The following is a 26,879-nucleotide window of genomic DNA, read 5'->3' on the forward strand; positions in this document are numbered from 1 at the left end:
CTCACACCGCGGTCTGCGGCCGCACCGCGTGTGAGAGGTCCACGAGATGGTCGTGGGCGTCGGCCGACTCCCGGTGCTGGGTGGCCAGTCGCCGGTAGTGGTCCTCCATCTGCGCGCGCACCTCGTGCTCCTCGACGCTCAGGCGCCGCAGCTGCCGGGCGCTTCCCCGGCCGGGCCGGTCGGCGCGGTGGTACAGCGCGTCCAGCTTCCACTCGTGCAGCTCGGTGCTCAGGCGCAGCGCCTCGTCCTCGGAGAGGCGGGGCTCGCCGACGCCCGGGTTACGGCGCTTGAGGCGGTGCAGTTCGGCCAGCGCCGCGTCCGCCTCGGTCGGTGTCGGCAGCGGATCCGGTCCGCCGGGCAGCCGGGCCGCGCGGATGCGCAAGGCGGCGATCCGGGCCACGTTGTGGTCCAGGGAGCCCGCCCGGACCCGGCCCAGCACCTCCAGGGCCGCCTCCCGGTCGCCGTCCCGCAGCGCGAGCCGGGCGAGGCCCAGGGCGGCGCCGCCGTGCGCGGGGTTGCGGGCGAACACGGCCTCGTACAGCTCCTTCGCGGTGGGGCCGCCGGTGTCGTCGCCGAGGGACTCCGCGCAGTAGGCGAGGGCAAGTTTGGGCGCGTACTCGCCGGGCAGGTCCAGGCGGACCCGGCTGAAGTGGGTCCGGGCCGCGGCCAGCTGACGCGGGTCGGCGTCGAGGTCGGCGCGGCGCAGCGCCACCAGGGCGCGGTGCCACTGGAGCCGCCACTGCCGCACGGCGCGCGGGCCCGGGATGGAGTCGGCGGTGTCCAGTTCCTCCTGGGCGCGCTCCAGGTCCTCCCGCCCGTCACGGCCGAGCAGGACCCGCACGTTGTGCAGACAGACCTCCACCGAGGTGGGCCGCTCCCCGTCCTGGCCGAGCAGCTGGTCCGGGTCGTAGCCGCTGCTCACCTCGAACCGCGCGGTCTGCGGGTCCTGCGGATAGCGCCTGGGCACCGGCAGACAGCGGGCGATCTCCGTGGGCGTGGGCGCGCCGAGGTCCAGGGCGGGGGCGACGGGAGGGTCGTAGCGGTGCCGGAGCGGGCGGCCGCGCCAGTGCGTGATGCCCGGGACCGTGCCGAGCCGGGCGCCGAGCAGCCGGGGCGACGGCCGGAAGTACTGGGACGGCTCGGGCGGGTCGCTCTTGCCGCGCAGCGCGCGGATCTCCCGCAGCGCGCCCCGCAACTGCCCCGCCATGTCGTGCGCGCTCGCGAACCGCAGGCCGGGGTCGGTGCGCGTGGCCCGCTCCACGACCCACCAGAACGACGCGGCACCGAGGCCTGGCACCTCGTCCACCGCCCACACGGCGAGGTCGCGCAGGGTGGCGCCGACGGTGTGCAGGTCATGGGCGACCGTCAGCAGCCCGGTCGACTCCGTCTCGGGCGCCATGTACGGCGGGGTGACGTGGGCGGGCGGCTCGGTCTGGCCCTCCTCGCGCATGCCGCCGAGGTCGATGACCTTGACGCCGTCGCGGTGGTGCACGACGTTCGACGGCTTCATGTCGCCGTACAGGAAGACCCGTTCGCCGCCCGCGTGCAGATGGCCGAGCGCCTCCAGGATCTGGCAGCCGTACGCGGCGACGTGCTCGATGTCGAGGACGAACTCGCCGCGCCGGGTCTCCTCGACGACCTTCTCCAGGGTGCCGTCGCCGACGTCGTCCATGACGACGTAACCGCCGGTCACCTCGCCGCTGTCGGACTGCCGGGCGACGAAGTCGCGGATCTGGACGATGCGGGGGTGGCGAATGGCGACGAGGTTGCGGCGTTCGACGTCCGCGAGCCGGGCGCCGTCGCGTTCGTAGCGGTTGAGCAGGCCCTTGACGGCGACCACGTCACCGAGGTGGGTGTCCTCGGCGAGATAGACCCAGCCCTGGCCGCCGTGCGCGATCGGCCCGAGGATGCGGTACTGGTCGCGCAGCACGTCGCCGGCGGCGAGGTCGGGCCGGTACGAGTAGGGCTCGCCGCACGCCGGGCAGTACCCCTGGACCGGCACCGGGCCCGCGGTGTGGGGCGGGGCGAAGGTGATGCCGCACTCGGGCGACGAGCAGCCCATGCGGATGCGCAGCGGCCCCTCGGCGCGGACGAGGCGGGCCCGCGCGGGACGCGGCTCGCGCTCGGGCAGCGCGAGGAGTTCCCGGGGGCCCCGCTCCCGGGGGGCGCCGGGCAGCGGCGGCAGCCCGGGGTCCTTCTCGTGGCGGCCGCACTCGGCACAGTGCCCGGTGGGCAGGACGGGGCCGCCGCAGGGGCCTCCGGTGAAGCGCCGGTGCGGGCAGGTCGGCATCGCGGGGTGGACCTCCTTCCCGGAGTCCTGGACCGGGCGGTGCGTCATCCCCGGCCGCCGTGTCGCCGCAGATCGGCACGGAGTACGGCGATCAGCTCCCGCACCCGGGTGAGCTGGGTCTGTGCGTCCATGAGGCCGTCCAGGGCGCGGCGTTCGGCGCGGCGCCGGTCGGACGTCTCGGTCGCGGTGTCCAGCGAGCCGCTGCCGACCACGCCGAGGCGGACCGCGCGGCTGAACTCGGCGCGCTCCAGCCGGGCCAGCAGGGCGTCCGCGTGCGCGAGGAGCGCGGGCCGCAGCAGGGTGTCGCGGGCCGCGGTCCAGCCGGTGCCGCCCTCGTGCCGGAAGACCAGCAGCAGCCGCACACCGCACTCCCGCAGCCGGGCGAGCAGGTCGATCAGCGGGCCCGGCTCCGGCTCCTCGTCGAGCCCGTCGACGACGACGGCCGGCGGCGGGCCGGGTGCGGGGGCGGCGGCCCGCGCGGGGCGGCGCCGGGTGCCGAGCAGCCAGTCCCAGTACGCCAGGTACTGGCCGGGCGGGAAGGCGATGTGCTCCAGGGCGTGGTCGGCGAGGTCCGGTCTGCTGGAGCGGCCGCCGCGGTACACGGCGGCGGCGCGGTGCAGCAGATGCCGCAGCGAGCGGTCCTTGCCGCTGCCCGGCGGCACCACGGTGATCTTCACCGGGTCGTCGTCCGGGTCCCCGAACCACCGGTCGAGCCGCTCCTCGAACCCACGGTCCCAGGCGTCCGGCCCGCTCAACTCCTTCACCACGGGCGACAGTTCCGCGATCCGCTCCACCGGGATCAGATACGAGAACGCCAGCCGGTTGGTCTCCGGCAGCAGTTCGCCCATGTCCCCGCGCCAGCTGACGACCAGACCGACCACCCGCGCGGGACGCCCCTGCGACGGCCGGGTGCACACGGCGGCCCCGCTGAAGCCCGCCCGGACCACCTCCGCCCTGGTGGCGGCGTCCAGTTGCACCCGCTCCCCGCTGGCCCCGCTGATGCGGCCCCACAGGGTCATGCCGTCGTCGAAGCCCTCCGCGTAACCCGTCGCGAAGACCTCCATGCCGCCCCACAGCCGGGGCTCCAGCACCGCGGGACGCGCCTGGGGACGGGGACTGTCCAGCCGTAACACGGCGACGTCCTCACCGCCCGACACCTCCGGCAGCCAGCCACCGGGCGCGACCCGCGCGGCCACCGGCGTCAGCTCGCGGTTCTCCGCGAACTCCACCCACATCACGGCGTCCGGGCTCCGTACGACATGCGCACACGTCAGCACCGTGCGCCGGTCGACGAGCACCCCCGCGCCGCACAGCGGACCGTGCGCGTCGCCCCGCCGTAACCTCAACCTCCAGTCGGCACGCAGCTCCCCCATACCGCCTCACCCTACGCGCGGGGTACGTCACCTCCCTAGACTCGTGACGAGGCTCGGTCAGCCAATCGTGGGAAGACGGGGGTGAGTTGACGTGGCGGATCCGGAACCGGTCGGGCTCGCGGAGGCGATCGGCACGGTGCGCGCGGAGCTGGCGCGGGCACAGGCCGAGGGCGCGGCGAGCGACTGGCGGTTCAGTGTGGAGCAGGTCAGCCTGGAGTTCTCGGTGCAGTTCCACCGCGCCGGGGACGGCGGGGCGGGGCTGCGGCTGGGCGTCGTGGAGGCCCGCCTCGGCGGCTCGGTGAGCCACGACACGACCCACCGCGTCCAGGTCGACCTGAGACCCCTGCCCCGACCCGACGGCCGCCACCACGAGGTGTCCCGGGAGGGCCGGTAGGGTCAGCGGCCATGCGCTCACCCCGTACGGCACCCGGCCGTCGCACCCGCGTCCTGCTGGCGGTCGTGTGCGCGGCGGGAGTCCTCACCGGTTGTCAGACCCTCGCGGACGCCGCCCTCGACGCGGGCTGCGAGGGCACGGAGAGCAGGGTGGCCAAGCTGGGGTCGTACCGGGTCCTCGACTCCAGGCCCCGGGGGACCGTCGTGCCCCGGGGCTTCGAGGACCTCGATTCCGGCTGCTGGGCGGACAGCGGTGAGGCATGGCTGTACGCCGAGCGGACCTATGTCTTCCCCGGCGGAAGGGCCGAGGTGGTCCGGCACTACCGGCGCGCGGCGGAGCGCGACGGCTGGACGCCGTCCGGTGCCGCCGCCGAGCGGCTGTGCTTCACCCCGGCCGGGGGCGACGACACGACGACGCTGGAGGTCTACTTCCTGACCGAGGGCGTCCTGGACGCGGAGGGCAGCACGGCCGGGCCCGGGTTCGGCTCGGGGGAGGGCTACCGGGTCGCCGTCACCGCCACGGCCGACGGCTCCGCGGCCGGCTGCGCCGACTGACGGAAAGCGGGCCGCTCACCAGCGCTCACTATGCTGGGCGGCATGCTGAGAGACGTGTCCGCGGTGCGCTATGTCGAGCCCCTGCGCTCGGGCGGCTCCGTGCCCGCTGTCGTCGAGGCCGACGACCTCGGGACCTACGTCGTGAAGTTCACCGCCTCGGCGCAGGGCCACAAGGCGCTGGTCGCCGAGGTGATCGTGGGGGAGCTGGCGCGGGCGCTGGGGCTGCGGTTCCCGGAGCTGGTGCTGGTGCACTTCGATCCGGCGATCGCGGGGGACGAGCCGCACCAGGAGGTGCGGGACCTGCACAGTGCCAGCGCCGGGGTCAACCTCGGGATGGACTGGCTGCCGGGCGCACGTGACTTCACGCCCGAGGTCGCCAAGGAGTTCCGGGTCGATCCGGTGGAGGCGGGCCGGATCGTCTGGCTGGACGCCCTGACGGTGAACGTCGACCGCACGGTGCACAGCTCGAACCTGATGATCTGGCCCACCGCCGGGTTCGCCCCGCCCCGCCTCTGGCTCATCGACCACGGCGCGGCGCTCGTCTTCCACCACCGCTGGGACCTGTCGGCGCCGGAGAAGGCGTACGACTTCCGCCACCACGCCCTCGGGCACTACGCCCCTGACGTCCGCGCCGCCGACGCCGAGCTGGCGCCGAAGGTGACCGAGGGGCTGCTGCGCGAGGTGGTGGCCGAGGTGCCGGACGCCTGGCTGGCCGAGGAGCGGGACTTCGCGACCCCGGCCGCCGTCCGTGAGGCGTACGTGGGCTACCTCCACGCGCGCGTGCGGGCCTCCGCCGCCTGGCTGCCCATGGACTTCCCCACCCGGGAGGAGCTGGCCGCCGAGGAGGCGCTGCGCGCGGCGAGGACCCAGCGGGGACGGCCGGACTGGCTCAAGCGGGTCCCGGACCTGCACGGCAAGCCGGCCGCGGAACAGGATTGGTCGGTGCACCTGAAATGACGGCGGAGACGACGGCCCACCGCGTCGAGATCGAGTACTGCACCCAGTGCCGCTGGCTGCCGCGCGCCGCCTGGCTGGCCCAGGAACTGCTCACCACCTTCGAGTCCGAGCTGACGGAGCTGGCGCTGAGGCCCGGCACCGGTGGCGTCTTCGTCGTCCGCGTCGGCGACGAGGTGGTCTGGGACCGCAGGGAGCAGGGCTTCCCGGAGCCGACAGCCGTGAAGAAGGCCGTACGCGACCGAGTGGCCCCGGGCAGGTCCCTGGGCCACTCGGACCGTACGGCTCGCTCGTGAGCTGCTCGTCCAGCCCTTGAGCTGCTCGTCCAGCCCTTGAGCTGCTTGTCTAGCCCTTGAGCTGCTCGTACGCCGGGAGCGTCAGGAAGTCGGCGTAGTCCTCGTCCAGCGCCACCTTCAGCAGCAGGTCATGCGCCTGCTGCCAGTTCCCCGCGGCGAAGGCCTCGTCGCCGAGGTCGGCGCGGATGCTCGCCAGTTCCTCCGCCGCCACCCTGCGGGCCAGGTCGGCGGTGACGGTCTCGCCGTTGTCGAGGACGACCCCGGCGTTGATCCACTGCCAGATCTGGGAGCGGGAGATCTCGGCGGTGGCGGCGTCCTCCATCAGGTTGAAGATGGCGACCGCGCCGAGACCGCGCAGCCACGCCTCGATGTAGCGGATGCCGACCTGCACGGCGTTGACCAGGCCCGCGTACGTCGGCTTGGCGTCGAGGGAGTCGACCGCGAGCAGGTCGGCCGCCTTGACGTCGACGTCCTCGCGGAGCCGGTCCTTCTGGTTCGGCCGGTCGCCGAGGACCCGGTCGAAGGACTCCATGGCGATCGGCACCAGGTCGGGGTGGGCGACCCAGGAGCCGTCGAAGCCGTCGTGCGCCTCGCGGTCCTTGTCGGCGCGGACCTTCTCGAAGGCGACCTTGTTGACCTCCGGGTCCCGGCGCGAGGGGATGAACGCCGCCATGCCGCCGATCGCGTGCGCGCCGCGCTTGTGGCAGGTACGCACCAGGAGTTCGGTGTACGCCCGCATGAAGGGCGCCGTCATCGTCACCGCGTTGCGGTCCGGCAGGACGAACCGCGGGCCGCCGTCGCGGAAGTTCTTCACGATGGAGAAGAGGTAGTCCCAGCGGCCCGCGTTCAGGCCGGAGGCGTGGTCGCGCAGCTCGTAGAGGATCTCCTCCATCTCGTACGCCGCCGTGATCGTCTCGATCAGGACCGTGGCACGGATGGTGCCCTGCGGGATGCCGACGTAGTCCTGCGCGAAGACGAACACGTCGTTCCAGAGCCGCGCCTCCAGGTGCGACTCCGTCTTCGGGAGGTAGAAGTAAGGGCCCTTGCCCATGTCCAGCAGGCGCTGGGCGTTGTGGAAGAAGTACAGGCCGAAGTCGACCAGGGCGCCGGGCACGGGGGCGCCGTCCAGCTGGAGGTGGCGCTCGTCGAGGTGCCAGCCGCGCGGGCGCATCACCACGGTGGCGAGTTCGGCGTCCGGCCGCAGGGCGTACGACTTGCCGGTCCGCTCGTCGGTGAAGTCGACGCGGCGGGTGTAGGCGTCGATGAGGTTGAGCTGGCCGAGGACGACGTTCTCCCAGGTGGGGGCGGAGGCGTCCTCGAAGTCCGCGAGCCAGACCTTCGCGCCCGAGTTGAGGGCGTTGATGGTCATCTTGCGGTCGGTGGGGCCGGTGATCTCGACCCGGCGGTCGTCGAGGGCCGGGGGCGCGGGAGCGACCCGCCAGGAGTCGTCCGCGCGGAGCGCGGCGGTCTCGGGGAGGAAGTCCAGGGTGGAGGTGCGGGCGATCTCGGCGCGGCGCTCGGCGCGGCGGGCGAGGAGTTCGTCACGCCGGGGCGTGAACCGCCGGTGCAGCTCCGCCACGAAGGCGAGCGCCGCGTCGGTCAGGACCTCCTGCTGCCGGGGCAAGGGCTCGGCATCGACGACGGCCAGCGAGGACGGCGCTGGTGCGGACATGAGCTGTCACTTCCTTCAGCAGGCGTGGCACCGGGTGCCAAGCGGCACGAAAGGGGGCGTTGCGCACCCGGTGTGCGGACGGGTGCCTCTGATCAGTGGATAGTAGTTTCCTCATCGTGGAACTTCAATGGTTTGTTGATGTCGAGATTCTCCGAGTCGAGGCAAGGTGGCGCTCGGTGCCACCCCGCTCACTCAAGGTGGCCCAGGTCGGCCTCGGTGTCGATGTCGTACGGCTGTGCCACGTCCCCGCACTCGACGAGCCGGACAGCGCTTTCCCGTTCCCCCAGATAGCCGCGTGCCCCGCGGTCGCCGCTCGCGGTCCCGGCGATCCCCGCCCAGTGCGCCGCGCCGAGCAGCACGGGATGGCCGCGTACGCCGTCGTACGCGGCGGACGCCAGCGAGGTCTCGTCCCGGTACGCGCCCCGCACCCGTGCCACCGCCTCCGGCCCGATCCCGGGCTGGTCCACCAGCAGCACCAGCGCCGCCCGCGCCCCCGTGCCGGCCAGCGAGTCGAGCCCGGCCAGCAGCGACCCGCCCATGCCCTGCTCCCAGCGCGGGTTCTCCACCAGGACGCAGTCCGGCAGTTCGGCCTGGTCGCGTACGGCGTCGGCGTGCGCCCCCAGTACCACGTGGACCCGGGTGCACCCGGCGGCCCGCAGCACCCCCACCGCGTGTTCCACCAGCGGTCGGCCGCGGTGGGTCAGCAGCGCCTTCGGCCGCCCGCCCAGGCGCCGCCCGCCGCCCGCGGCCAGCAGCAGCCCGGCGACCTCGCCCGCGGCCGAGTCGTTCGCGGTGTCCGTCCGGTCGTTCTCGTCGTTCATTTCGGTCATGTGTCCTACATACCTGACGGCATGTCGACTTCCTGGCGTTCAAGGGCTGAATTTCGGTCCGCGCGGTGGCGCTTCCACCCCGGAAGGCGTTTACTGGCCCGCGTCCCTGAGCGGGTGCGCTCGGGGGAGCGTCCGGGGGACGACACAACCGCGCACACCGGCGTGCGAGGGGGGAGAGCTGTGTTGCGGAGCTTGGGGCAGAGGCGAGTGGCCGGCAGCGACGAGGACCCGAGGGTGGCCGAACTGCGGACCGCCGTCTCCCGGCTGCGCCGTGAACTCGCCGCGCACCCCGTCGAGTTCCCCGACCGGGGCATAGCCGAGGACGAACTCGCCGCGCTGGCCGCGATGACCTCCGGCGGCGCCCCCGAGATCCCCCGGCTGCGCCGCTCCCTGTTACTGATCGCGGGCGCGATCGGCTCGGTCAGCGCCCTGTCCAGAGGGCTGACACAGGTGCGCGAAGCGGTGGACCTGTTCGGCGAGGCGCCGCGCGGCTGACGCCCCGTGGGGGATCAGACGGCCGGGCCGCCCGAGGTGGTCAGGGCGTCCGACAGTTCCGCCGCCACCTGCTGGAGCACCGGCACGATCCGCTCCGTCGCCGTCTCCGTGACCCGCCCCGCCGGACCGGAGATGGAGATCGCCGCGGCGGTGGGGGAGTCGGGCACCGGTACGGCGAGACAGCGGACGCCGATCTCCTGTTCGTTGTCGTCGACCGCGTACCCGAGGCGGCGGACCTCCTCCAGCGCCGCGAGGAAACCCTCCGGCGTGGTGATCGTCTTCTCGGTCGCGGCGGGCATGCCGGTACGGGCGAGCAGCGCGCGCACCTCCTGTGGCGGGAGGTCGGCCAGCAGGGCCTTGCCGACGCCGGTGGAGTGCGGCAGGACGCGACGGCCGACCTCGGTGAACATCCGCATCGAGTGCTTGGACGGCACCTGGGCGACGTAGACGATCTCGTCGCCGTCGAGCAGCGCCATGTTCGCCGTCTCGCCGGTCGCCTCGACCAGCCGGGCGAGATAGGGGCGGGCCCAGGTGCCCAGCAGCCGGGAGGCGGATTCGCCGAGGCGGATCAGACGGGGGCCGAGCGCGTACCGCCGGTTGGGCTGCTGGCGTACGTAGCCGCAGGCGACCAGGGTGCGCATCAGCCGGTGGATGGTGGGCAGCGGCAGTCCGCTGCTCGCGGACAGTTCGCTCAGGCCGACCTCGCCGCCCGCGTCCGCCATCCGCTCCAGCAGGTCGAAGGCGCGCTCCAGGGACTGCACGCCACCGCTGGCGGGCTTGGCGGAGTCGGTGGTGCTGGCGCTGGACGTCGGCACGGCGCGTTCCTTTCGGCGCTGGCGGTTTTCGGCTTCCCGGAAGAGTAATTCCACTTTGCGGAAAAGTCCAGAGTGTGGCTCGGGGTGCACTGTGGAGAGTGTGCCCCTTGACGGCGGAGGAGCGGGGGGCGAAACTCCTTCAACAGAAAGTTGAATTCCGTTACGTGGAAGTAAAATCCCGTCTGAGGAGAGGGTCCGGTGTCCGACGCTCACCTGGTACTGCGCTCGACGCGCGTCATCACGCCCGAGGGGACGCGCCCCGCGTCGGTCGCGGTGACCGGCGGCACCATCACGGCCGTACTGCCCCACGACGCCCAAGTGCCCTCCGGCGCCCGGCTGGAGGACGTCGGCGACGACGTGCTGCTGCCCGGCTTGGTCGACACCCATGTGCACGTCAACGACCCCGGCCGCACCGAGTGGGAGGGCTTCTGGACCGCCACCCGCGCCGCCGCGGCCGGTGGCATCACCACCCTCGTCGACATGCCGCTCAACTCCCTGCCGCCGACCACGACGGTGGCCCACCTCCGCACCAAGCGGGCGGTCGCCGCCGCCAAGGCCCATGTCGACGTCGGCTTCTGGGGCGGCGCCCTGCCGGACAACGTCAAGGACCTGCGCGCCCTGCACGAGGCCGGGGTCTTCGGCTTCAAGGCGTTCCTGTCGCCGTCGGGCGTGGACGAGTTCCCGCACCTCGACCAGGACCAGCTCGCCCGCTCCCTGGCCGAGATCGCCGGCTTCGGCGGCCTGCTGATCGTGCACGCCGAGGACCCCGACCACCTCGCCGCCGCCCCGCCGCACGGCGGCCCCAGATACGCCGACTTCCTCGCCAGCCGCCCGCGCGACGCCGAGGACACCGCCGTCGCCACGCTGATCGCCCAGGCGAAGCGACTCCACGCGCGCGTGCACGTCCTGCACCTCTCCTCGTCGGACGCGCTGCCGCTGATCCGCGCGGCACGCGCCGAGGGGGTCCGGGTCACCGTCGAGACCTGCCCCCACTACCTCACCCTGACCGCCGAGGAAGTGCCGGACGGGGCCAGCGAGTTCAAGTGCTGCCCGCCCATCCGGGAGTCCGCCAACCAGGACCTGCTCTGGCAGGCGCTGGCGGACGGCACCATCGACTGCGTGGTCACGGACCACTCCCCGTCGACGGCCGACCTCAAGACGGACGACTTCGCCACCGCCTGGGGCGGCATCTCCGGCCTCCAGCTCAGCCTGCCCGCCGTATGGACCGAGGCGCGTCGGCGCGGCCACGGCCTGGAGGACGTCGTCCGCTGGATGTCCACGCGCACGGCCGAACTCGTCGGCCTCGACCACCGCAAGGGCGCCATCGCGGTGGGCCGGGACGCCGACTTCGCCGTCCTCGCGCCCGACGAGACGTTCACCGTGGACCCCGCGGCCCTCCAGCACCGCAACCGCGTCACCGCGTATGCGGGCCGCACGCTCAGCGGCGTCGTCAGGTCCACCTGGCTGCGCGGCCAACGCATCGCCGCGGGCGGCGAGTTCACCGAACCGAAGGGACAGCTCCTCAGCCGGACCCCCTGACCCCCGCCACCGCACCGGAGGCGGCCCACCCGACCGAAAGGAAGTCCTGATCACCGTGACGGCGACACCCAGTTTCACCGGCGACGCGAACCCCTACGGAGGCGGCGACTCGTACGCGGACTACCGCACCGCCGACTTCCCCTTCACCCAGCACGCCAACCTCGCCGACCGGCGGCTCGGCGCCGGTGTCATCGCCGCGGGCGACGAGTTCTTCGCGGAGCGGGAGAACCTGCTGGTGCCGGAGCGGGCCGAGTTCGACCCCGAGCGCTTCGGGCACAAGGGCAAGATCATGGACGGCTGGGAGACCCGGCGCCGCCGCGGCGCCTCCGCCGAGCACCCCTGGCCCGCCGCCGACGACCACGACTGGGCGCTGGTCCGGCTCGGCGCGCCCGGGGTGATCCACGGGATCGTCGTCGACACCGCCCACTTCCGCGGCAACTACCCGCAGGCGGTGTCGGTCGAGGGCACGTCGGTCCCGGGCTCCCCCTCACCCGGGGAACTCCTCGGCGCCGACGTGAAGTGGACGACGCTGGTGCCGCGCACCCCGGTGGGCGGCCACGCGGCCAACGGCTTCACGGTGTCCGCGGCCCAGCGCTTCACCCACCTGCGGGTCAACCAGCACCCCGACGGCGGCATCGCGCGCCTGAGGGTGTACGGCGAGGTGGTCCCCGACCCGGCCTGGCTGGCGGTGCTCGGCACCTTCGACGTGGTGGCCCTGGAGAACGGCGGCCGGGTGGAGGACGCCTCCGACCTCTTCTACTCGCCCGCCGCCCACACCATCCAGCCCGGCCGCTCCCGCAGGATGGACGACGGCTGGGAGACCCGGCGCCGCCGCGACCGGGGCAACGACTGGATCCGCTACCGGCTGGTCGCCCGCTCCGAGATCCGCGCTATCGAGATCGACACGGCGTACCTCAAGGGCAACAGCGCGGGCTGGGCGTCGGTGTCCGTCCGCGACGGCGACGGTGACGACGGCGACTGGCGGGAGGCCCTGCCCCGCACCCGCCTCCAGCCCGACACCAACCACCGCTTCGTCCTGCCGGTCCCCGCCGTCGGCACCCACGCGCGCGTGGACATCTTCCCGGACGGCGGCATCTCCCGCCTCCGCCTGTTCGGCACCCTGACACCCGACGGCACGGAGCGCCTGACGGCGCGGTACCGGGAGCTGGGCGGGTGACGTGCGGGGCGCCCCAGGAGCCGTTGACGGCGGGGGCGCCCCCAGGGCGCTGACGGGCGGGGGCCCCTGGCCCGCCGACGGCGGGGGCGCCCCGGGAACTGCTGACGGCGGGGCGCGCCGGAGCCGCCGGCTCGGGCGCCCCCGGACGGGGCGTAGCCCGGCCGGGCTTCCCGCCCCCGGCCGGCGCGGTCGCGCCCGCGGCTGACGGCGCGGCGCGCCGGAGCCGCTGGTGGCGAGGGCGCGCCCTCTGGGGGCCGCTGACGGCGAGTGTGGCCCCGAGCCGCTGACGGCGAGCGCGCCCCCCGGGGCTACCGACGGCGAGCGCGCCCTCAAGGCCGCCGACGGCGGGGCGCCCCCGGGGTCGAAGGGGCGCCCCGCCGCTCACGCCGCGTGGCCGCCGTCCACGGCGAACTCCGCCCCGGTGATGTACGTGGCGCCCGCCAGATGGGCGACCGTGGCGGCGACCTCGTCGGCGGTGCCGAAGCGGCCGAGGGCGGTCAGCGCGGACTGGCCCGCGGCGAAGGGCCCCTCGGCCGGGTTCATGTCGGTGTCGATGGGACCCGGGTGGACGATGTTCGCCGTGATGCCGCGCGGCCCGAGTTCCCGGGCCAGGGCCTTCGTCAGCCCCGTCAGGGCCGACTTGCTCATGGCGTAGAGGGTCCCGCCGGGTCCCGGCACCCGCTGGGTCATACAGGTGCCGATGGTGATGATCCGGCCGCCCTCGGTCATCCGCGCGGCCGCGGCCTGGGAGGCGAGGAAGACGCCCCGCACGTTCACCGCGAGGACCCGGTCCACCTCGGCGAGCGGCAGCTCCGACAGCGGCCCGAGCACCCCGACGCCCACGTTGTTCACCAGGACGTCGAGCCCGCCGAGCGCCTCCGCCGCCCGCGCGACGGCGTCCGCCGCCTCCACCGGGTCCGCGGAGTCCGCCCGAAGGGCCACCGCCCGCCGCCCGAGCGCCTCCACCGCCCGTACGACGTCCGCCGCGGCCTCCTTGCCGCTCACATAGGTGACGGCGACATCCGCCCCCGCACCGGCCAGCCGTACGGCGGTGGCCGCGCCGATGCCCCGGCTGCCCCCGGTGACCAGGGCCTTCTTGTTCTGAAGCGTGGCATGAGAAGTCATGAGAGTGGTTCGAGAAGTCATGCGTCCATTCCAGCGGCGCCCGCACGGCGACGCTGGCGGCGAACGGACAAGGACGTCACCCCCGGTCCGGTCCGCGCGAACCGATGAGTTGCGGCCGCCCGCGGGGTCTGCCCTGATGACAGACAGACGGCGCACCCGACGGTCACCGACCGCGCACCGGAAAGGCAGGCACCCGCCATGGGCAAGCTCGTCCTCACCACCTTCGTCACCCTCGACGGCGTCTACCAGGCCCCCGGCGGCCCCACCGAGGACCCCAGCGGCGGCTTCGACCAGGGCGGTTGGAGCGTGCCGTACGGCGACGAGGACTTCGGCCGCTTCATGACCGAGGTCTTCGACCACGTCGGCGCCTTCCTGCTCGGCCGCCGCACCTACGACATCTTCGCCGCCCACTGGCCGAGGGTGACCGACCCCGCCGACCCGATCGCCGCCAAGCTGAACGGCCTGCCGAAGTACGTCGCCTCCAGCACCCTCACCGACCCCGGCTGGGCGGGCACCACGGTGATCTCCGGCGACCTCGGCAAGGAGGTCACCGCCCTGAAGGAGCGCACCGACGGCGAACTCCAGGTGCACGGCAGCGGCGCCCTGGCCCACTCCCTGCTCGCCCAGGACCTCGTCGACACCGTGCACCTGCTGACCTTCCCGGTCGTCCTCGGCGCCGGGCGCAGGCTGTTCGCCGAGGGCGCCGTCCCGACCGCCTTCCGGCACACCGGCGGACGGATCACCGGGGCGGGCGTGTCCATCCAGTCGTACGACCTGGTGGGCCGCCCCGCCTACGGCTCCTACGAACTCCCCGAGACCGCGTAGGCGGGGCGGCTCCCCGAGAGCGACGGGCCTCAGCGGGACTTCAGGCTCTCCGCGGCGGCGAACAGCGCCCCCGCCAGCACCACCAGGATGACGCTGGCGAAGATCTCGTAGCCGTCGAGGACACCGATCCGCTGTACGAGACCCGCGTCCCAGTCGGTGAACTCGTGCACCAGGCCCAGCACGCCCTGCACCAGGGCGAGGAATCCGAGTAGCTCAAGCAACTGCCTCATGGTCAGGACCCTCACCCAGCGCATCCCTCACGCACATCGGCCCGGTGGCGAGACACGTGCGACGAAAGTCGACGATGCGCCGACTTTCGTCGACGGTCACCCGCGCGCTGCGGTCCCGGGGGTCACCGCTGCGTAGATTTGTCGACCGTGAGGGACAACAAGAGGACGCGGACGGCATCCGCGTCCGCACCACCGGCGGAGTCGGCCGCGGCGGCGTTCGCGGGGCGTCGATGGCTGTACCCGTCCGCCCTCGTGCACCAGCTCGACTCCGGCCCCGACGGCGGACCGGCCGGACGGCGGCCCCGCCGCACCGCCCGGGACTGGGTCGTCGACTTCGCCTGCTTCCTCGCGGCCGTCGCCATCGGCATCGCGAGCGCCGACGTCGTCGCCGACGACCCCGCCACCCCGTACGCCCTCGCCGTGCTCGACCAGTGCCTGGGCGCCCTCGCCTGCGCCGCCGTCTGGCTGCGGCGCCGCTGGCCCGTCGGACTGGCCGTCGCGCTGACCGTCCTCGCGCCCCTCTCGCTGACCTCCGCCGGTGCCGCGCTCGTCGTCCTGTTCACGCTCGCCGTGCACCGGCCCTTCCGGTACCTGGCCTGGATCGGCGGCGCCAACCTCGCGCTGACTCCGCTGATCTACTGGCTGCGCCCGGACCCGACGATGACGTATCCGACGGCCGTCGTGCTCACCGTCCTGCTGATCGCCACCGTCGGCGGCTGGGGCATGTTCGTGCGGTCCCAGCGGCAGCTCATGCTGACCCTGCGCGACCGTGCCCGGCGGGCCGAGCGGGAGGCCCGGCTGCGGGCCGAGCAGGCGCAGCGGCTGGCCCGCGAGGCCATCGCGCGCGAGATGCACGACGTCCTCGCCCACCGGCTGACGCTGCTCAGCGTGCACGCGGGTGCCCTGGAGTTCCGGCCGGACGCGCCCCGCGAGGAGATCGGACGGGCCGCCGGGGTCATCCGGGAGAGCGCGCACGAGGCGCTCCAGGACCTGCGGGAGATCATCGGCGTGCTGCGCGCCGCCGAACCCGACGACGCGGGCCGCCCGCAGCCGACCCTCGGCGCGCTGGACGCGCTGGTCGCCGAGTCCCGCGAGGCCGGGATGAAGGTCACCCTCGACAACCGAGTCACCGACCCCGGACGCGTCCCCGCCTCCGTCGGCCGCACCGCCTACCGGATCGCCCAGGAGGGCCTCACCAACGCCCGCAAGCACGCCCCCGGCACCGAGGTCACCGTCTCCGTCCGGGGCGGACCCGGCGAAGGGCTCGTGGTCGGCGTACGCAACCCGGCCCCGGAGGGTGACGTGCCGCCCGTGCCCGGCTCGGGGCAGGGGCTGATCGGGCTGACCGAGCGGGCGACGCTGGCCGGGGGACGGCTGGAGCACGGGCCGCGGCCGGACGGCGGGTTCGCGGTGCGGGCGTGGCTGCCGTGGGGATGACCGGCGCGGGGTCGCGGGGCGGGTGCACGGGCGGGCACTACGCGCGCGTGGAGCGTGATTACGTAACCCCATGACTGCGACCGCGATCAGACTGCTGCTCGTCGACGACGACCCTCTGGTGCGGGCGGGGCTGTCCCTCATGCTGGGCGGCGCCGCCGACATCGAGATCGTCGGCGAGGCGGGCGACGGCGGCGAGGCGGAGGCGCTGGCCGCGCGCACCCGGCCCGACGTCGTGCTGATGGACATCCGCATGCCCGCCGTGGACGGTCTCACCGCCACCGAGCGGCTGCGAGCCCGCCCGGACGCCCCGCAGGTCGTCGTCCTGACCACCTTCCACGCCGACGAGCAGGTGCTGCGCGCCCTGCGCGCGGGCGCCGCCGGGTTCGTCCTCAAGGACACGCCGCCCGCCGAGATCCTGGACGCGGTGCGCCGGGTCGCCGCCGGTGACCCGGTGCTGTCGCCCACCGTCACCCGGCAGTTGATGGCCCACGCGGCCGGAACCCCCGCCGACACCCGGCGCTCCCGCGCGCGCGAGCGCGTCACCGCCCTCAACGAACGGGAGCGCGAGGTCGCCGTCGCGGTCGGCCGGGGCCTCGCCAACGCCGACATCGCCGCGGCGCTCTACATGAGCGTCGCCACCGTCAAGACCCATGTCTCGCGCATCCTGGCCAAGCTCGACCTCAACAACCGGGTCCAGATCGCGCTGCTCGCCCACGACGCCGGACTGCTGGAGGGGACGGAGGGCGGTGACGGGCCCTAGCCGTACTGTCCCAGGGGCACGGCCGGGGGAGCCGGGGGACGGCCGCCGTCAGCCCATCACCGGCTCGATCCACCCCGGGATCTCCGACAGGCGCACCGGGCGGTGCTCCCGGCGGGACAGGTCGCAGGCCTCGGCGACGCGCAGCGCCTGCAGGGCCTCGCGGCCGTCGCAGGGGTTGGCGCGCTCCCCCCGGACCACCTCGACGAAGGCGTGCAGTTCGGCCTCGTAGGCGGGTCCGAAGCGTTCCAGGAAGCCGGTCCACGGCTTGGACGCGGCGGGCGGGCCGGTCGGCTCGGTGGAGGCGATCGGGGTGCGGTCGTCGAGCCCGACGACGATCTGGTCCAGCTCCCCGGCCAGCTCCATGCGCACGTCGTAGCCCGCCCCGTTCAGCCGGGTCGCGGTGGCTGTGGCGAGGGTGCCGTCGTCGAGGGTGAGCACCGCCGCTGCGGTGTCGATGTCCCCGGCCTCACGGAACACCGCGGGCCCGGCGTCGGACCCGGTGGCGTACACGTCGACGACCTCGTGCCCGGTCAGCCAGCGCAGTACGTCGAAGTCGTGGATCAGCGTGTCCCGGTACAGGCCGCCGGAGAGCGGCAGATAGGCGGCCTCGGGCGGCGCCTGGTCGGAGGTGACGGCCCGGATGGTGTGCAGCCGTCCGAGGCGCCCGGCGCGCACCGCGTCCCGCGCGCCCGCGTAGCCGGTGTCGAAGCGGCGCTGGAAGCCCATGTGCAGGACCGTGCCCGCCGTCTCGACCTCCGCGATGGCGTTCAGCGTGCCGGTCAGGTCCAGGGCGATCGGCTTCTCGCAGAACACCGGCAGCCCGGAGCGGGCGGCTCGGCCGATCAGCTCGGCGTGCGCGGAGGTCGCCGTGGTGATCACCACCGCGTCCACGCCCCACTTGAAGATCTCGTCCACGCCCGGGGCCGCCGTCTCCCCGAGCTGGTTCGCCAGCTCCTGTGCCCGTAAGGGGTCGGCGTCCGTGAGGATCAAGGACCCCACGTCCCGGTGCCTGCTGAGCGTTCTTGCATGGAACGTGCCGATGCGGCCCGTACCGATGACCCCGATGCGCATGGAATCAAGGTGGGGTCCGACCCACCGCCCTGTCAATCCGTATGTCCGGACAATCGGACTACACAACTTCCCGTCAACAGTTCACGGAGCTACGCTCGGCGCGTGCCGAAACCTGAAGTGGACCCGACCGTGTCGCTCGCCCTCAGTGTGGACCGGAGTTCTCCGGTGCCGCTGTACTTCCAGCTGTCGCAGCAGCTGGAGGCCGCGATCGAGCACGGGACGCTCACCCCCGGCAGCCTGCTGGGCAATGAGATCGAACTGGCCGCCCGGCTCGGCCTGTCCCGGCCCACCGTCCGCCAGGCCATCCAGTCGCTGGTCGACAAGGGCCTGCTGGTGCGCCGCCGCGGCGTCGGCACCCAGGTCGTGCACAGCCAGGTCAAGCGGCCACTGGAGCTGAGCAGTCTCTACGACGACCTGGAGGCGGCCGGTCAGCGCCCGGCGACGAAGGTCCTGGTCAACACGGTCGTCGCGGCCTCCGCCGAGGTGGCGGCCGCGCTCGGCGTCCCCGAGGGCGGCGACGTCCACCGGGTCGAACGGCTGCGGCTGGCACACGGCGAGCCGATGGCGTACCTGTGCAACTTCCTGCCGCCGGGGCTGCTCGACCTGGACACCGCGCAGCTGGAGGCCACCGGCCTGTACCGGCTGATGCGGTCCGCCGGGATCACCCTGCACAGCGCCCGCCAGTCCATCGGCGCCCGCGCCGCCACCGTCGACGAGGCCGAACGGCTCGGCGAGCCCGAGGGCGCCCCCCTGCTCACCATGCAGCGCACCACCTTCGACGACACCGGCCGCGCGGTCGAGTACGGCACCCACACCTACCGCCCGTCCCGCTACGCCTTCGAGTTCCAGCTGCTCGTACGCCCGTAGGCACGGCGTTCCGGGCCGTCGTGTTGTCCGGACAAGTCGGCAGGATCACAGCCCCCGGCCGCGCTGCCCCACGCCCATGTGTTCGATACTGGGGCGTTTGGGGCTGGTGGGACCACCAGCCCCCGCGCACGCACGACAGAACACGGCAAGAAGGGCACGGCCTCGTGGCACGGTTTCGGACCTGGACAGGCATAGCGGTGGCGGGGGCGCTGTGCGCGTCGCTCGCGGCGTGCAGCAGTACCGGCGGCAAGCGCGCCGAGGACGCCCGCGCGGCCGCGGCGGCAGCCCAGGGCAAGTCGGTGGTGAGCACCCCCCGCTGGACCTTCGCCATGATCACCCACTCGGGTGACGGCGACACCTTCTGGGACATCGTCCAGAGCGGCGCCAAGGAGGCCGCCGCCAAGGACAACATCAACTTCCTGTACTCCCACGACGACGAGGCCCAGCAGCAGGCGCAGCTGGTGGACGCGGCCGTGGACAAGAAGGTCGACGGGATCATCGTCACCCTCGCCAAGCCGGACGCGATGAAGGCCGCAGTCGCCCGGGCCGTCGCGGCGGGCATCCCCGTGATCACCGTGAACTCCGGCTCCGCGCAGTCCAAGGAGTTCGGCGCGCTCACCCACATCGGCCAGGACGAGACCATCGCCGGGCAGGCCGTCGGTGAGGAGCTGAACGCACGCGGGAAGAAGCGGGCCCTGTGCGTCCTGCACGAGCAGGGCAACGTCGGCCACGAGCAGCGCTGCGACGGCGTCGAGGAGTCCTTCGACGGCACCGTGGAGCGCCTGCACGTCAACGGCACCAGCATGCCGGACGTGCAGTCCGCGCTCGAGGCCAAGCTCCAGGCCGACGACTTGGTCGACGCCGTGGTCACGCTCGGCGCCCCCTACGCCGACACCGCCGTCAAGGCCAAGCGGGGCGCGGGCAGCGACGCCGAGATCGACACCTTCGACCTCAACGCCAAGGTGGCCGCCGGTCTGAAGGACGGCACGCTCGGCTTCGCCGTCGACCAGCAGCCCTACCTCCAGGGCTACCAGGCGGTCGACCTGCTCTGGCTGTACCGCTACAACGCCGACACCCTCGGCGGCGGCCGGCCGGTCCTCACCGGCCCGCAGATCGTCACCGAGGAGCAGGCCGCCGCGCTGGAGGAGTACACGAAGCGGGGCACCCGATGAGCACACTCACTGACGAAACGTTTCTCCAGAGAGGGCCCTCGCTCCGCGGACTGCTCGGACGCCCCGAACTCGGCTCGGTCGTCGGCGCCCTCGCCGTCTTCGGCTTCTTCGCCCTGACCGCCGACAGCTTCCTGCGCGCCGCCAGCCTCAGCACCGTCCTGTACGCCTCCTCGACCATCGGCATCATGGCCGTCCCGGTCGCGCTGCTGATGATCGGCGGCGAGTTCGACCTCTCCGCGGGCGTGCTGGTGACGTCCTCCGCACTGGTCTCGTCGATGTTCAGCTACCAGATGACGGCCAACGTCTGGGTCGGCGTCGGCGTGTCCCTGCTCGTCACCCTCGCCATCGGCGCCTTCAACGGCTTCATGCTCACCCGCACCAGACTGCCCAGCTTCATCATCACGCTCGGCACCTTCCTGATGCTCACCGGCATGAACCTCGGCTTCACCAAGCTCATCGACGGCACCGTCTCCACCAAGACCATCGCCGACATGGAGGGCTTCCCCGCCGCCCAGGACGTCTTCGCCTCCACCCTCACCATCGGCGGCGTCGACTTCCGTATCACCATCGTGTGGTGGCTCGCCCTGGTCGCCCTCGCCTCCTGGATCCTGCTGCGCACCCGCGCGGGCAACTGGATCTTCGCCGTCGGCGGCAACAAGGACGCCGCCCGCGCGGTCGGCGTCCCCGTCGCCAGGACCAAGATCGGCCTCTACATGGGCGTCGCCCTCGGCGCCTGGATCTCGGGCCAGCACCTGCTCTTCTCCTACGACGTCGTCCAGTCCGGCGAGGGCGTCGGCAACGAGCTGATCTACATCATCGCCGCCGTCATCGGCGGCTGCCTGATCACCGGCGGCTACGGCAGCGCCATCGGCTCGGCCGTCGGCGCCCTGATCTTCGGCATGACCAGCAAGGGCATTGTCTTCGCCGAGTGGAACCCCGACTGGTTCAAGTTCTTCCTCGGAGCGATGCTGCTCCTCGCGACCCTGCTCAACGCCTGGGTCCGCAAGCGCGCGGAGGCCACCAAGTGACGCTCGTCCAGCTGACCGACGTCAGCAAGAACTACGGCACCGTCCGCGCCCTCGAGGGTGTCTCCCTGAAGGTCAGCCCCGGGGAGATCACCTGCGTCCTGGGCGACAACGGCGCGGGCAAGTCGACCCTGATCAAGATCATCGCCGGACTGCACGAACACGACGGCGGCACCCTGCTCATCGACGGCGAGGAGACCCGCCTCTCCTCCCCGCGCGAGGCACTGGACCGCGGCATCGCCACCGTCTACCAGGACCTGGCCGTCGTCCCGCTGATGCCGGTCTGGCGCAACTTCTTCCTCGGCTCCGAGCCCCGCAAGGGCGTCGGCCCCTTCAAGCGCCTGGACGTCGACCACATGCGCCGCACCACCCACGCCGAACTCCTGCGCATGGGCATCGACCTGCGCGACGTCGACCAGCCCATCGGCACCCTCTCCGGCGGCGAGCGCCAGTGCGTGGCCATCGCGCGCGCGGTGTACTTCGGCGCGAAGGTCCTCATCCTGGACGAGCCCACGGCGGCCCTCGGCGTCAAGCAGTCCGGCGTGGTCCTGAAGTATGTGGCGGCGGCACGGGACCAGGGTCTGGGTGTCGTGCTGATCACCCACAACCCCCACCACGCGTACCTGGTCGGCGACCGCTTCGTCCTCCTGCGGCGCGGCACCATGGTGGGCGCGTACACGCGGGACGACATCACCCTGGACGACCTGACGGCCCAGATGGCAGGCGGATCGGACCTGGACGATCTGCGCCATGAACTACAGCGCACCTAGGGGGCACGGGGCTGTGTCGATGTGCGGCTCCGCCGCGCGGGCGCGACGGCCCCGACTCCACCGCCCCCGGCAACGCACGGCAACCCGCCTGTTCGGCACCCCGCACCCCCGTGAGGCACAATCGGCGACGATGAGCACCTACGGCACCTTCACCGCCCCCATCGGCTCCCGCAGAGCCCCCGCCCTGCGCACCATCGGCACCCGGGAGCGACGGTCCCACCTGACCGCGCCCCGCGTGCCCACGGTCGGCATCGACATCGGCGGCACCAAGGTGATGGCGGGCGTCGTCGACGCCGACGGCAACATCCTGGAGAAGCTCCGCACGGAGACCCCGGACAAGTCCAAGAGCCCGAAGGTCGTCGAGGACACCATCGTCGAACTCGTCCTGGACCTGTCCGACCGGCACGACGTGCACGCCGTCGGCATCGGCGCGGCGGGCTGGGTCGACGCCGACCGCAACCGCGTCCTGTTCGCACCCCATCTGTCCTGGCGCAACGAACCGCTGCGTGACCGCATCGCCGGGCGCCTCGCCGTCCCCGTCCTCGTCGACAACGACGCCAACACCGCCGCCTGGGCGGAGTGGCGGTTCGGCGCCGGACGCGGTGAGGACCACCTCGTCATGATCACGCTCGGCACCGGCATCGGCGGCGCCATCCTGGAGGACGGCCAGGTCAAGCGGGGCAAGTACGGCGTCGCGGGCGAGTTCGGCCATATGCAGGTCGTGCCCGGCGGCCACCGCTGCCCCTGCGGCAACCGCGGCTGCTGGGAGCAGTACAGCTCCGGCAACGCGCTGGTGCGCGAGGCCCGCGAACTGGCCGCCGCCGACTCCCCGGTCGCCTACGGCATCATCGAGCACGTCAAGGGCAGCATCGCCGACATCAGCGGCCCGATGATCACCGAGCTGGCCCGCGACGGCGACGCCATGTGCATCGAACTGCTCCAGGACATCGGCCAGTGGCTCGGCGTCGGCATCGCCAACCTCGCCGCCGCCCTCGACCCGTCCTGCTTCGTGATCGGCGGCGGGGTCAGCGCGGCCGACGACCTGCTGATCGGACCCGCGCGGGACGCCTTCAAGCGGCACCTCACCGGCCGCGGCTACCGCCCCGAGGCCCGGATCGTGCGCGCCCAGCTCGGCCCCGAGGCGGGCATGGTCGGCGCCGCCGACCTCGCCCGGCTGGTCGCCCGCCGCTTCCGGCGCGCCAAGCGCCGCCGCGTGGAGCGCTACGAACGCTACGAACGGTTCGCCGCCCAGGCCCGTGGCATGCGGGAGTCGATGTGACCGCCTCCGTGCCCCCGCAGACCGCCGTCTCCCCGGAGGACCCCGGGCCCCCCGAGGACCGCCGCCGGGTGGTCCGCCGCCGGGCGCTCACCCTCCTCATCATCGTGCTGCTCATCGGCGTCCCCGCCGGATACCTGGTCATCTCCGCCGCGCAGAGCCGCGCCAGCGGCAAGGACAAGGAACAGAAGTACTCCGCACGCGGCCTCACCATCGACTGGCCCGCGAAGGTGCAGCGCCGCGTCTACGACGTGCCGATCCCGCACCCGTCGAACCAGGTCGCCTACTACGAGACCAACAACTGGCGGACCAGCCGTCTCTACGTCCAGTTCCAGACCACGCACGACGGCCTGGACACGTTCCTCAGGGACATCGGCGTCAGCCGGGACCAGCTGAAGAAGGACGACATCACCATCAGCGACCGGGACCGGAACATCGTCGGCTGGAAGTTCTCCGGCCCCGGCGCCCGGCTGGGCGGCTACTGGGGCCTGTCCAACAAGGAGAAGAACCCCAAGCCGTCGCAGGACATCGTCGTGAACACGCAGAACCCCAGGTACCCGATGGTCTACGTGGTCTCCCGCACGGTTCCCTGACCCGCTCCCGCCCGCGCCGGGACCGATTGTCAGACCCCGCCCGTAGAGTCGAAGACAACTGATCCGACACGACGGGCGGGAGGTGACACAACGTATGAGCGGCATGCCGTCGGCCGACCGGACGGCCGCGCCCGGTGCCCTGCTGCGCCACGCGGCCGTCTTCCTGCCCGACCCCCTGCCCCGCCGGGGCCGCATCGCCTTCTGGGACCCGTCCGACGCCCCCACCGACCCCCTCCCCGACAGCACCGAACTGACGGTCGTACGACGCCATGGCGCCGGAGTGCGCCGCAGGCCGACCCCGGCGCTGACGCTGCCGCTCGCCACCGCGCTCCCCCTCCTCGTCCGCGCCCGGCACGACCCGGCCGCCCACCCCGCCACCGCCTGCTGGGGCGCCGCCGCCCTGCACGCGCTGCGGCTCACCGCCCGCGGCCGACTGCTGCCCGGCCTGACCCCCGCCGAGCACGACGCCTGGCGGGCGGGCCCCCTCGACCCCGACGACATCGCGCACCTGCGGGCGATCGCCGCCGCCCTGCCGCCCGAGGGCCACGCCGTCCCGCTGCCCGGCCCCGGACCGCTGCGGCTGCCGGAACCGGAGGCGCTGCTGCGCGCCTTCCTCGACGCCGTCGCCGACACCCTGCCCCGCACCCCCGCCGCGCCGCACGCCTGCGGGGAGCCCTTCGCCGACCTCCGGCCGCGGCGGCTGCCCGGCGCCCACGACTGGGCCGCCGAGGTCGCCGCCGGGATGGACGCGGGCGTGCGCGTCTCGCTCCGCCTCGACCTGTCGGCGTACGACCTGTTCGACGCGGGCGACGACGGCGGCGCCGGTGCGCGCCGGGCGGGCGCCGCCGTCGTGCAGGTGCACAGCCTCGCCGACCCCACCCTGATCGCCGACGCCGCCGCGCTGTGGGCGGGCGAGGCGGAGGCCGCCTTCGGGCCGCGCGCCCGCGTGGACGCCGCCCTCGCCGTCCGCCGCGCCGCCCGGGTCTGGCCGCCGCTCGACCGGCTCGCCGAACAGGACGTGCCCGACGTACTGGCCCTCTCTGAGGACGAGCTGAGCGACCTGCTGGGTGTCGCCGCCACCCGGCTCGCCGCGGCCGGGGTGGCCGTGCACTGGCCCCGCGACCTCGCCCAGGACCTCACCGCGAACGCGGTGGTGCACCCCGCGCCCGGCTCGGCCACCGACGGCACCGGCTTCTTCGAGAGCGAGGAACTGCTCCGCTTCCGCTGGCAGCTGGCGCTCGGCGGCGAACCCCTCACCGAGGCCGAGATGGACACCCTCGCCGAGGCCCACCGCCCGGTCGTACGGCTGCGCGACCAGTGGGTGCTGGTCGACCCGGCCCTCGTCCGCAAGGCCCGCAAACGCGAACTGGGCCTGCTCGACCCGGTCGACGCGCTCTCCGTCGCGCTCACCGGCAGCGCGGAGGTCGACGGCGAGACCGTCGAGGCCGTCCCGGCCGGCGCCCTGGCCGCCCTGCGCGACCGGCTCACCGCGGGCGTCCACCCCGCCGAGCCCCCGCCGGGCCTGCGGGCCACCCTGCGCGACTACCAGCTCCGCGGCCTCGCCTGGCTCGACCTGATGACCACCCTCGGCCTCGGCGGCTGCCTCGCCGACGACATGGGACTCGGCAAGACCGTCACCGTCATCGCCCTGCACCTTAAGCGGGCCCGCACCGAACCCACCCTCGTGGTCTGCCCCGCCTCCCTGCTCGGCAACTGGCAGCGGGAGATCAACCGGTTCGCCCCCGGCGTCCCCGTCCGCCGCTACCACGGCCCCGACCGCACCCTGGCCGACCTCCCCGGCGGCTTCGTCCTCACCACCTACGGCACCATGCGCTCCGCCGCCCCCGACCTGGCCGGACAGCCCTGGGGCATGGTCGTCGCCGACGAGGCCCAGCACGTGAAGAACCCCTACTCGGCGACCGCGAAGGCCCTGCGCACCATCCCCACCCCCGCCCGCGTCGCCCTCACCGGCACCCCGGTGGAGAACAACCTCTCCGAGCTGTGGGCCCTGCTGGACTGGACGACACCCGGACTGCTCGGCCCGCTGAAGTCCTTCCGCGCCCGGCACGCCCGCGCGGTGGAGACCGGCGAGGACGAGGAGGCCGTGACCCGGCTCGCCCGCCTCGTCCGGCCCTTCCTGCTGCGCCGCAGGAAGTCCGACCCCGGCATCGTCCCCGAGCTGCCGCCGAAGACCGAGACCGACCACCCGGTGCCGCTCACCCGCGAACAGGCCGCGCTGTACGAGGCGGTGGTGCGCGAGTCCCTGCTGGCCATCGAGACCACCAAGGGCATGGCCCGGCGCGGCCTGGTCCTCAAGCTCCTCACCTCGCTCAAACAGATCTGCGACCACCCGGCGCTCTACCTCAAGGAGGACCACCCGCGCCCCACCGGCGACGGCCTCGCCGCCCGGTCCGGCAAGCTCGCCCTGCTCGACGAACTCCTCGACACCCTCCTCGCCGAGGACGGCTCCGCCCTCGTCTTCACCCAGTACGTCGGCATGGCCCGCCTGATCACCTCCCACCTCGGCGCCCGCGCCGTCCCGGTCGACCTGCTGCACGGCGGCACACCGGTGCCCGAGCGGGAACGCATGGTGGACCGCTTCCAGAGCGGCGAGACCCCGGTCCTGGTGCTCTCCCTCAAGGCGGCGGGCACCGGACTCAACCTCACCCGCGCGGGCCATGTCATCCACGTCGACCGCTGGTGGAACCCGGCCGTCGAGGAACAGGCCACCGACCGTGCCTACCGCATCGGCCAGACCCAGCCCGTCCAGGTCCACCGCCTCATCACCGAGGGCACCGTGGAGGACCGCATCGCCGAGATGCTCCAGGCCAAGCGCGCCCTCGCCGACGCGATCCTCGGCTCCGGCGAGGCGGCCCTGACCGAGCTGACCGACCGTGAGCTGGCCGACCTGGTCTCCCTGCGGAGGACGTCATGAGCGGGCCGGGACCCGGCCGTGAGGAGCCGGGCCCGCCGGAGCGGCCCGCCGACGTGGCCCGCCGTGCCCTGCGCGCCGCGCGGGAGGCGCACGAGGTGTCCGACGACGGGGCACCGGAGCCGACCCGCGTCCAGCCGTCCACCGTGCCCCGGGAGCGTCGCCCCCGCCCGTCCGCCGAACCCCGTCCCGGTGACGCCGCCCGTGCGGCCCTCCGACGGACGGCGAGCGCCCGGTCCGACGAGGGCCCGGACGAGGGCACGCCGTCCCCGGCCCCCGCCTCCGAGCAGCCGTCGTCCTCCCCCCACCGCCCCGCCGACATCGCCCGCGAAGCCCTGCGCGCCGCCCGCCAGGAGCGCGCCGAGGCGGCGGCACGCGACACCGAGGCGACCGACGCCGCCCACACC

Annotated in this window: 25 protein-coding genes and 1 pseudogene; 18 read left to right on the forward strand and 8 right to left on the reverse strand. The window is 73.6% G+C overall.

The window, feature by feature from the left end; all coding sequences use genetic code 11:
- Window position 1: 1 nt before the first annotated feature.
- On the reverse strand, window positions 2-2,338 hold the full coding sequence (locus KBY47_RS29615) for a tetratricopeptide repeat protein (RefSeq protein ID WP_247695421.1): 2,337 nt from the start codon (window positions 2,336-2,338) through the stop codon (window positions 2-4).
- Window positions 2,335-3,663 carry a serine protease gene (locus tag KBY47_RS29620; protein ID WP_210926412.1) on the reverse strand — a complete coding sequence of 443 codons (1,329 nt, stop codon included), beginning with the start codon at window positions 3,661-3,663 and terminating at the stop codon, window positions 2,335-2,337. The genes KBY47_RS29615 and KBY47_RS29620 overlap by 4 nt, the downstream gene beginning before the upstream one ends.
- Before the next feature lie 91 nt (window positions 3,664-3,754).
- Here KBY47_RS29620 and KBY47_RS29625 point away from each other — a divergent pair, with 91 nt between their 5' ends.
- The 4 genes from KBY47_RS29625 to KBY47_RS29640 are packed head-to-tail and all read left to right on the forward strand — an operon-like array spanning window position 3,755 to window position 5,861.
- Window positions 3,755-4,057, forward strand: a complete 303-nt coding sequence (locus KBY47_RS29625) for a trypco2 family protein (RefSeq protein WP_210926414.1) — start codon at window positions 3,755-3,757, stop codon at window positions 4,055-4,057.
- A gap of 11 nt (window positions 4,058-4,068) precedes the next feature.
- A complete protein-coding gene (locus KBY47_RS29630; RefSeq protein WP_210926417.1) occupies window positions 4,069-4,611 on the forward strand; it encodes a hypothetical protein in 543 nt (180 codons plus the stop codon).
- 42 nt (window positions 4,612-4,653) lie between these two features.
- On the forward strand, window positions 4,654-5,568 hold the full coding sequence (locus KBY47_RS29635; protein ID WP_210926419.1) for a HipA family kinase: 915 nt from the start codon (window positions 4,654-4,656) through the stop codon (window positions 5,566-5,568).
- Entirely contained in the window at window positions 5,565-5,861 is a 297-nt protein-coding gene (locus KBY47_RS29640; protein WP_210926421.1) for a SelT/SelW/SelH family protein, read from the forward strand. The genes KBY47_RS29635 and KBY47_RS29640 overlap by 4 nt, the downstream gene beginning before the upstream one ends.
- Window positions 5,862-5,910: 49 nt before the next feature.
- Here the strand turns inward: KBY47_RS29640 and aceB are convergent, their stop codons facing one another.
- Both aceB and KBY47_RS29650 read right to left on the reverse strand, forming a co-directional pair.
- The gene (aceB, locus tag KBY47_RS29645; RefSeq protein ID WP_210926423.1) at window positions 5,911-7,533 is read right to left on the reverse strand and encodes a malate synthase A; all 1,623 of its coding nucleotides are present in this window, start codon (window positions 7,531-7,533) and stop codon (window positions 5,911-5,913) included.
- A gap of 188 nt (window positions 7,534-7,721) precedes the next feature.
- Entirely contained in the window at window positions 7,722-8,363 is a 642-nt protein-coding gene (locus tag KBY47_RS29650; RefSeq protein ID WP_374103128.1) for an NTP transferase domain-containing protein, read from the reverse strand.
- 180 nt (window positions 8,364-8,543) lie between these two features.
- Here KBY47_RS29650 and KBY47_RS29655 point away from each other — a divergent pair, with 180 nt between their 5' ends.
- Window positions 8,544-8,858 (forward strand): DUF5955 family protein, encoded by a 315-nt coding sequence (locus KBY47_RS29655; RefSeq protein ID WP_210926425.1) that lies wholly within the window; start codon window positions 8,544-8,546, stop codon window positions 8,856-8,858.
- Between the two features lie 14 nt (window positions 8,859-8,872).
- Here the strand turns inward: KBY47_RS29655 and KBY47_RS29660 are convergent, their stop codons facing one another.
- On the reverse strand, window positions 8,873-9,673 hold the full coding sequence (locus KBY47_RS29660) for an IclR family transcriptional regulator (RefSeq protein ID WP_210926427.1): 801 nt from the start codon (window positions 9,671-9,673) through the stop codon (window positions 8,873-8,875).
- Between the two features lie 198 nt (window positions 9,674-9,871).
- Here KBY47_RS29660 and allB point away from each other — a divergent pair, with 198 nt between their 5' ends.
- Both allB and alc read left to right on the forward strand, forming a co-directional pair.
- Window positions 9,872-11,212 (forward strand): allantoinase AllB, encoded by a 1,341-nt coding sequence (gene allB, locus KBY47_RS29665; protein WP_210926429.1) that lies wholly within the window; start codon window positions 9,872-9,874, stop codon window positions 11,210-11,212.
- A gap of 55 nt (window positions 11,213-11,267) precedes the next feature.
- Window positions 11,268-12,389: an allantoicase gene (gene alc / locus KBY47_RS29670; RefSeq protein WP_210926437.1), complete on the forward strand. Its 1,122-nt coding sequence runs from the start codon at window positions 11,268-11,270 to the stop codon at window positions 12,387-12,389.
- Between the two features lie 381 nt (window positions 12,390-12,770).
- Here alc and KBY47_RS29675 read toward each other — a convergent pair whose 3' ends face one another.
- A complete protein-coding gene (locus tag KBY47_RS29675; RefSeq protein ID WP_210926439.1) occupies window positions 12,771-13,514 on the reverse strand; it encodes an SDR family oxidoreductase in 744 nt (247 codons plus the stop codon).
- Window positions 13,515-13,712: 198 nt separating this feature from the next.
- Here KBY47_RS29675 and KBY47_RS29680 point away from each other — a divergent pair, with 198 nt between their 5' ends.
- On the forward strand, window positions 13,713-14,339 hold the full coding sequence (locus tag KBY47_RS29680) for a dihydrofolate reductase family protein (protein ID WP_210926442.1): 627 nt from the start codon (window positions 13,713-13,715) through the stop codon (window positions 14,337-14,339).
- A 29-nt stretch (window positions 14,340-14,368) separates the two neighbouring features.
- Here the strand turns inward: KBY47_RS29680 and KBY47_RS29685 are convergent, their stop codons facing one another.
- Complete coding sequence (locus tag KBY47_RS29685; protein WP_210926444.1) at window positions 14,369-14,569, reverse strand: hypothetical protein; 201 nt, start codon at window positions 14,567-14,569, stop codon at window positions 14,369-14,371.
- 147 nt (window positions 14,570-14,716) lie between these two features.
- Here KBY47_RS29685 and KBY47_RS29690 point away from each other — a divergent pair, with 147 nt between their 5' ends.
- Together KBY47_RS29690 and KBY47_RS29695 are read left to right on the forward strand one after the other, a co-directional pair.
- Window positions 14,717-16,006 (forward strand): histidine kinase, encoded by a 1,290-nt coding sequence (locus KBY47_RS29690; RefSeq protein WP_210926446.1) that lies wholly within the window; start codon window positions 14,717-14,719, stop codon window positions 16,004-16,006.
- 70 nt (window positions 16,007-16,076) lie between these two features.
- Window positions 16,077-16,766: a response regulator transcription factor gene (locus KBY47_RS29695; RefSeq protein WP_210926448.1), complete on the forward strand. Its 690-nt coding sequence runs from the start codon at window positions 16,077-16,079 to the stop codon at window positions 16,764-16,766.
- A 48-nt stretch (window positions 16,767-16,814) separates the two neighbouring features.
- On the opposite strand, the gene KBY47_RS29700 is transcribed toward KBY47_RS29695, so the two are convergent.
- Window positions 16,815-17,837: a Gfo/Idh/MocA family oxidoreductase gene (locus KBY47_RS29700; RefSeq protein ID WP_210926450.1), complete on the reverse strand. Its 1,023-nt coding sequence runs from the start codon at window positions 17,835-17,837 to the stop codon at window positions 16,815-16,817.
- A 129-nt stretch (window positions 17,838-17,966) separates the two neighbouring features.
- On the opposite strand from KBY47_RS29700, the gene KBY47_RS29705 reads away from it, so the two are divergent.
- The 8 genes and pseudogenes from KBY47_RS29705 to KBY47_RS29740 all read left to right on the forward strand — a co-directional run.
- On the forward strand, window positions 17,967-18,704 hold the full coding sequence (locus KBY47_RS29705) for a GntR family transcriptional regulator (RefSeq protein ID WP_210926483.1): 738 nt from the start codon (window positions 17,967-17,969) through the stop codon (window positions 18,702-18,704).
- Window positions 18,705-18,868: 164 nt separating this feature from the next.
- Window positions 18,869-19,876: a sugar ABC transporter substrate-binding protein gene (locus KBY47_RS29710; RefSeq protein WP_210926453.1), complete on the forward strand. Its 1,008-nt coding sequence runs from the start codon at window positions 18,869-18,871 to the stop codon at window positions 19,874-19,876.
- Entirely contained in the window at window positions 19,873-20,904 is a 1,032-nt protein-coding gene (locus tag KBY47_RS29715; RefSeq protein ID WP_210926455.1) for an ABC transporter permease, read from the forward strand. The genes KBY47_RS29710 and KBY47_RS29715 overlap by 4 nt, the downstream gene beginning before the upstream one ends.
- Window positions 20,901-21,671, forward strand: a complete 771-nt coding sequence (locus tag KBY47_RS29720; protein WP_210926457.1) for an ATP-binding cassette domain-containing protein — start codon at window positions 20,901-20,903, stop codon at window positions 21,669-21,671. Before KBY47_RS29715 ends, KBY47_RS29720 begins: the two co-directional genes overlap by 4 nt.
- A gap of 130 nt (window positions 21,672-21,801) precedes the next feature.
- Window positions 21,802-22,950 (forward strand): ROK family glucokinase, encoded by a 1,149-nt coding sequence (locus tag KBY47_RS29725; protein ID WP_210926466.1) that lies wholly within the window; start codon window positions 21,802-21,804, stop codon window positions 22,948-22,950.
- Complete coding sequence (locus KBY47_RS29730; RefSeq protein ID WP_210926469.1) at window positions 22,947-23,540, forward strand: sugar kinase; 594 nt, start codon at window positions 22,947-22,949, stop codon at window positions 23,538-23,540. Before KBY47_RS29725 ends, KBY47_RS29730 begins: the two co-directional genes overlap by 4 nt.
- Window positions 23,541-23,634: 94 nt before the next feature.
- Window positions 23,635-26,475 (forward strand): DEAD/DEAH box helicase, encoded by a 2,841-nt coding sequence (locus tag KBY47_RS29735; protein WP_210926471.1) that lies wholly within the window; start codon window positions 23,635-23,637, stop codon window positions 26,473-26,475.
- A pseudogene (locus KBY47_RS29740) lies at window positions 26,472-26,879 on the forward strand (hypothetical protein); the annotation flags it as partial. The gene KBY47_RS29735 and the pseudogene KBY47_RS29740, both read left to right, overlap by 4 nt.

The sequence above is a fragment of the Streptomyces sp. B93 genome (genome assembly GCF_018070565.1).
GTDB lineage: Bacteria > Actinomycetota > Actinomycetes > Streptomycetales > Streptomycetaceae > Streptomyces.

Excerpts from the sequence above, each read along its gene's own strand:
- KBY47_RS29615 (WP_247695421.1), bottom strand. The coding sequence starts at position 2,338 with ATGACGCACCGCCCGGTCCAGGACTCCGGGAAGGAGGTCCACCCCGCG.
- KBY47_RS29620 (WP_210926412.1), bottom strand. The coding sequence starts at position 3,663 with ATGGGGGAGCTGCGTGCCGACTGGAGGTTGAGGTTACGGCGGGGCGAC.
- KBY47_RS29630 (WP_210926417.1), top strand. The coding sequence starts at position 4,069 with ATGCGCTCACCCCGTACGGCACCCGGCCGTCGCACCCGCGTCCTGCTG.
- KBY47_RS29635 (WP_210926419.1), top strand. The coding sequence starts at position 4,654 with ATGCTGAGAGACGTGTCCGCGGTGCGCTATGTCGAGCCCCTGCGCTCG.
- KBY47_RS29640 (WP_210926421.1), top strand. The coding sequence starts at position 5,565 with ATGACGGCGGAGACGACGGCCCACCGCGTCGAGATCGAGTACTGCACC.
- aceB (WP_210926423.1), bottom strand. The coding sequence starts at position 7,533 with ATGTCCGCACCAGCGCCGTCCTCGCTGGCCGTCGTCGATGCCGAGCCC.
- KBY47_RS29650 (WP_374103128.1), bottom strand. The coding sequence starts at position 8,363 with ATGACCGAAATGAACGACGAGAACGACCGGACGGACACCGCGAACGAC.
- KBY47_RS29675 (WP_210926439.1), bottom strand. The coding sequence starts at position 13,514 with ATGACTTCTCATGCCACGCTTCAGAACAAGAAGGCCCTGGTCACCGGG.
- KBY47_RS29680 (WP_210926442.1), top strand. The coding sequence starts at position 13,713 with ATGGGCAAGCTCGTCCTCACCACCTTCGTCACCCTCGACGGCGTCTAC.
- KBY47_RS29685 (WP_210926444.1), bottom strand. The coding sequence starts at position 14,569 with ATGAGGCAGTTGCTTGAGCTACTCGGATTCCTCGCCCTGGTGCAGGGC.
- KBY47_RS29695 (WP_210926448.1), top strand. The coding sequence starts at position 16,077 with ATGACTGCGACCGCGATCAGACTGCTGCTCGTCGACGACGACCCTCTG.
- KBY47_RS29700 (WP_210926450.1), bottom strand. The coding sequence starts at position 17,837 with ATGCGCATCGGGGTCATCGGTACGGGCCGCATCGGCACGTTCCATGCA.
- KBY47_RS29715 (WP_210926455.1), top strand. The coding sequence starts at position 19,873 with ATGAGCACACTCACTGACGAAACGTTTCTCCAGAGAGGGCCCTCGCTC.
- KBY47_RS29725 (WP_210926466.1), top strand. The coding sequence starts at position 21,802 with ATGAGCACCTACGGCACCTTCACCGCCCCCATCGGCTCCCGCAGAGCC.
- KBY47_RS29735 (WP_210926471.1), top strand. The coding sequence starts at position 23,635 with ATGAGCGGCATGCCGTCGGCCGACCGGACGGCCGCGCCCGGTGCCCTG.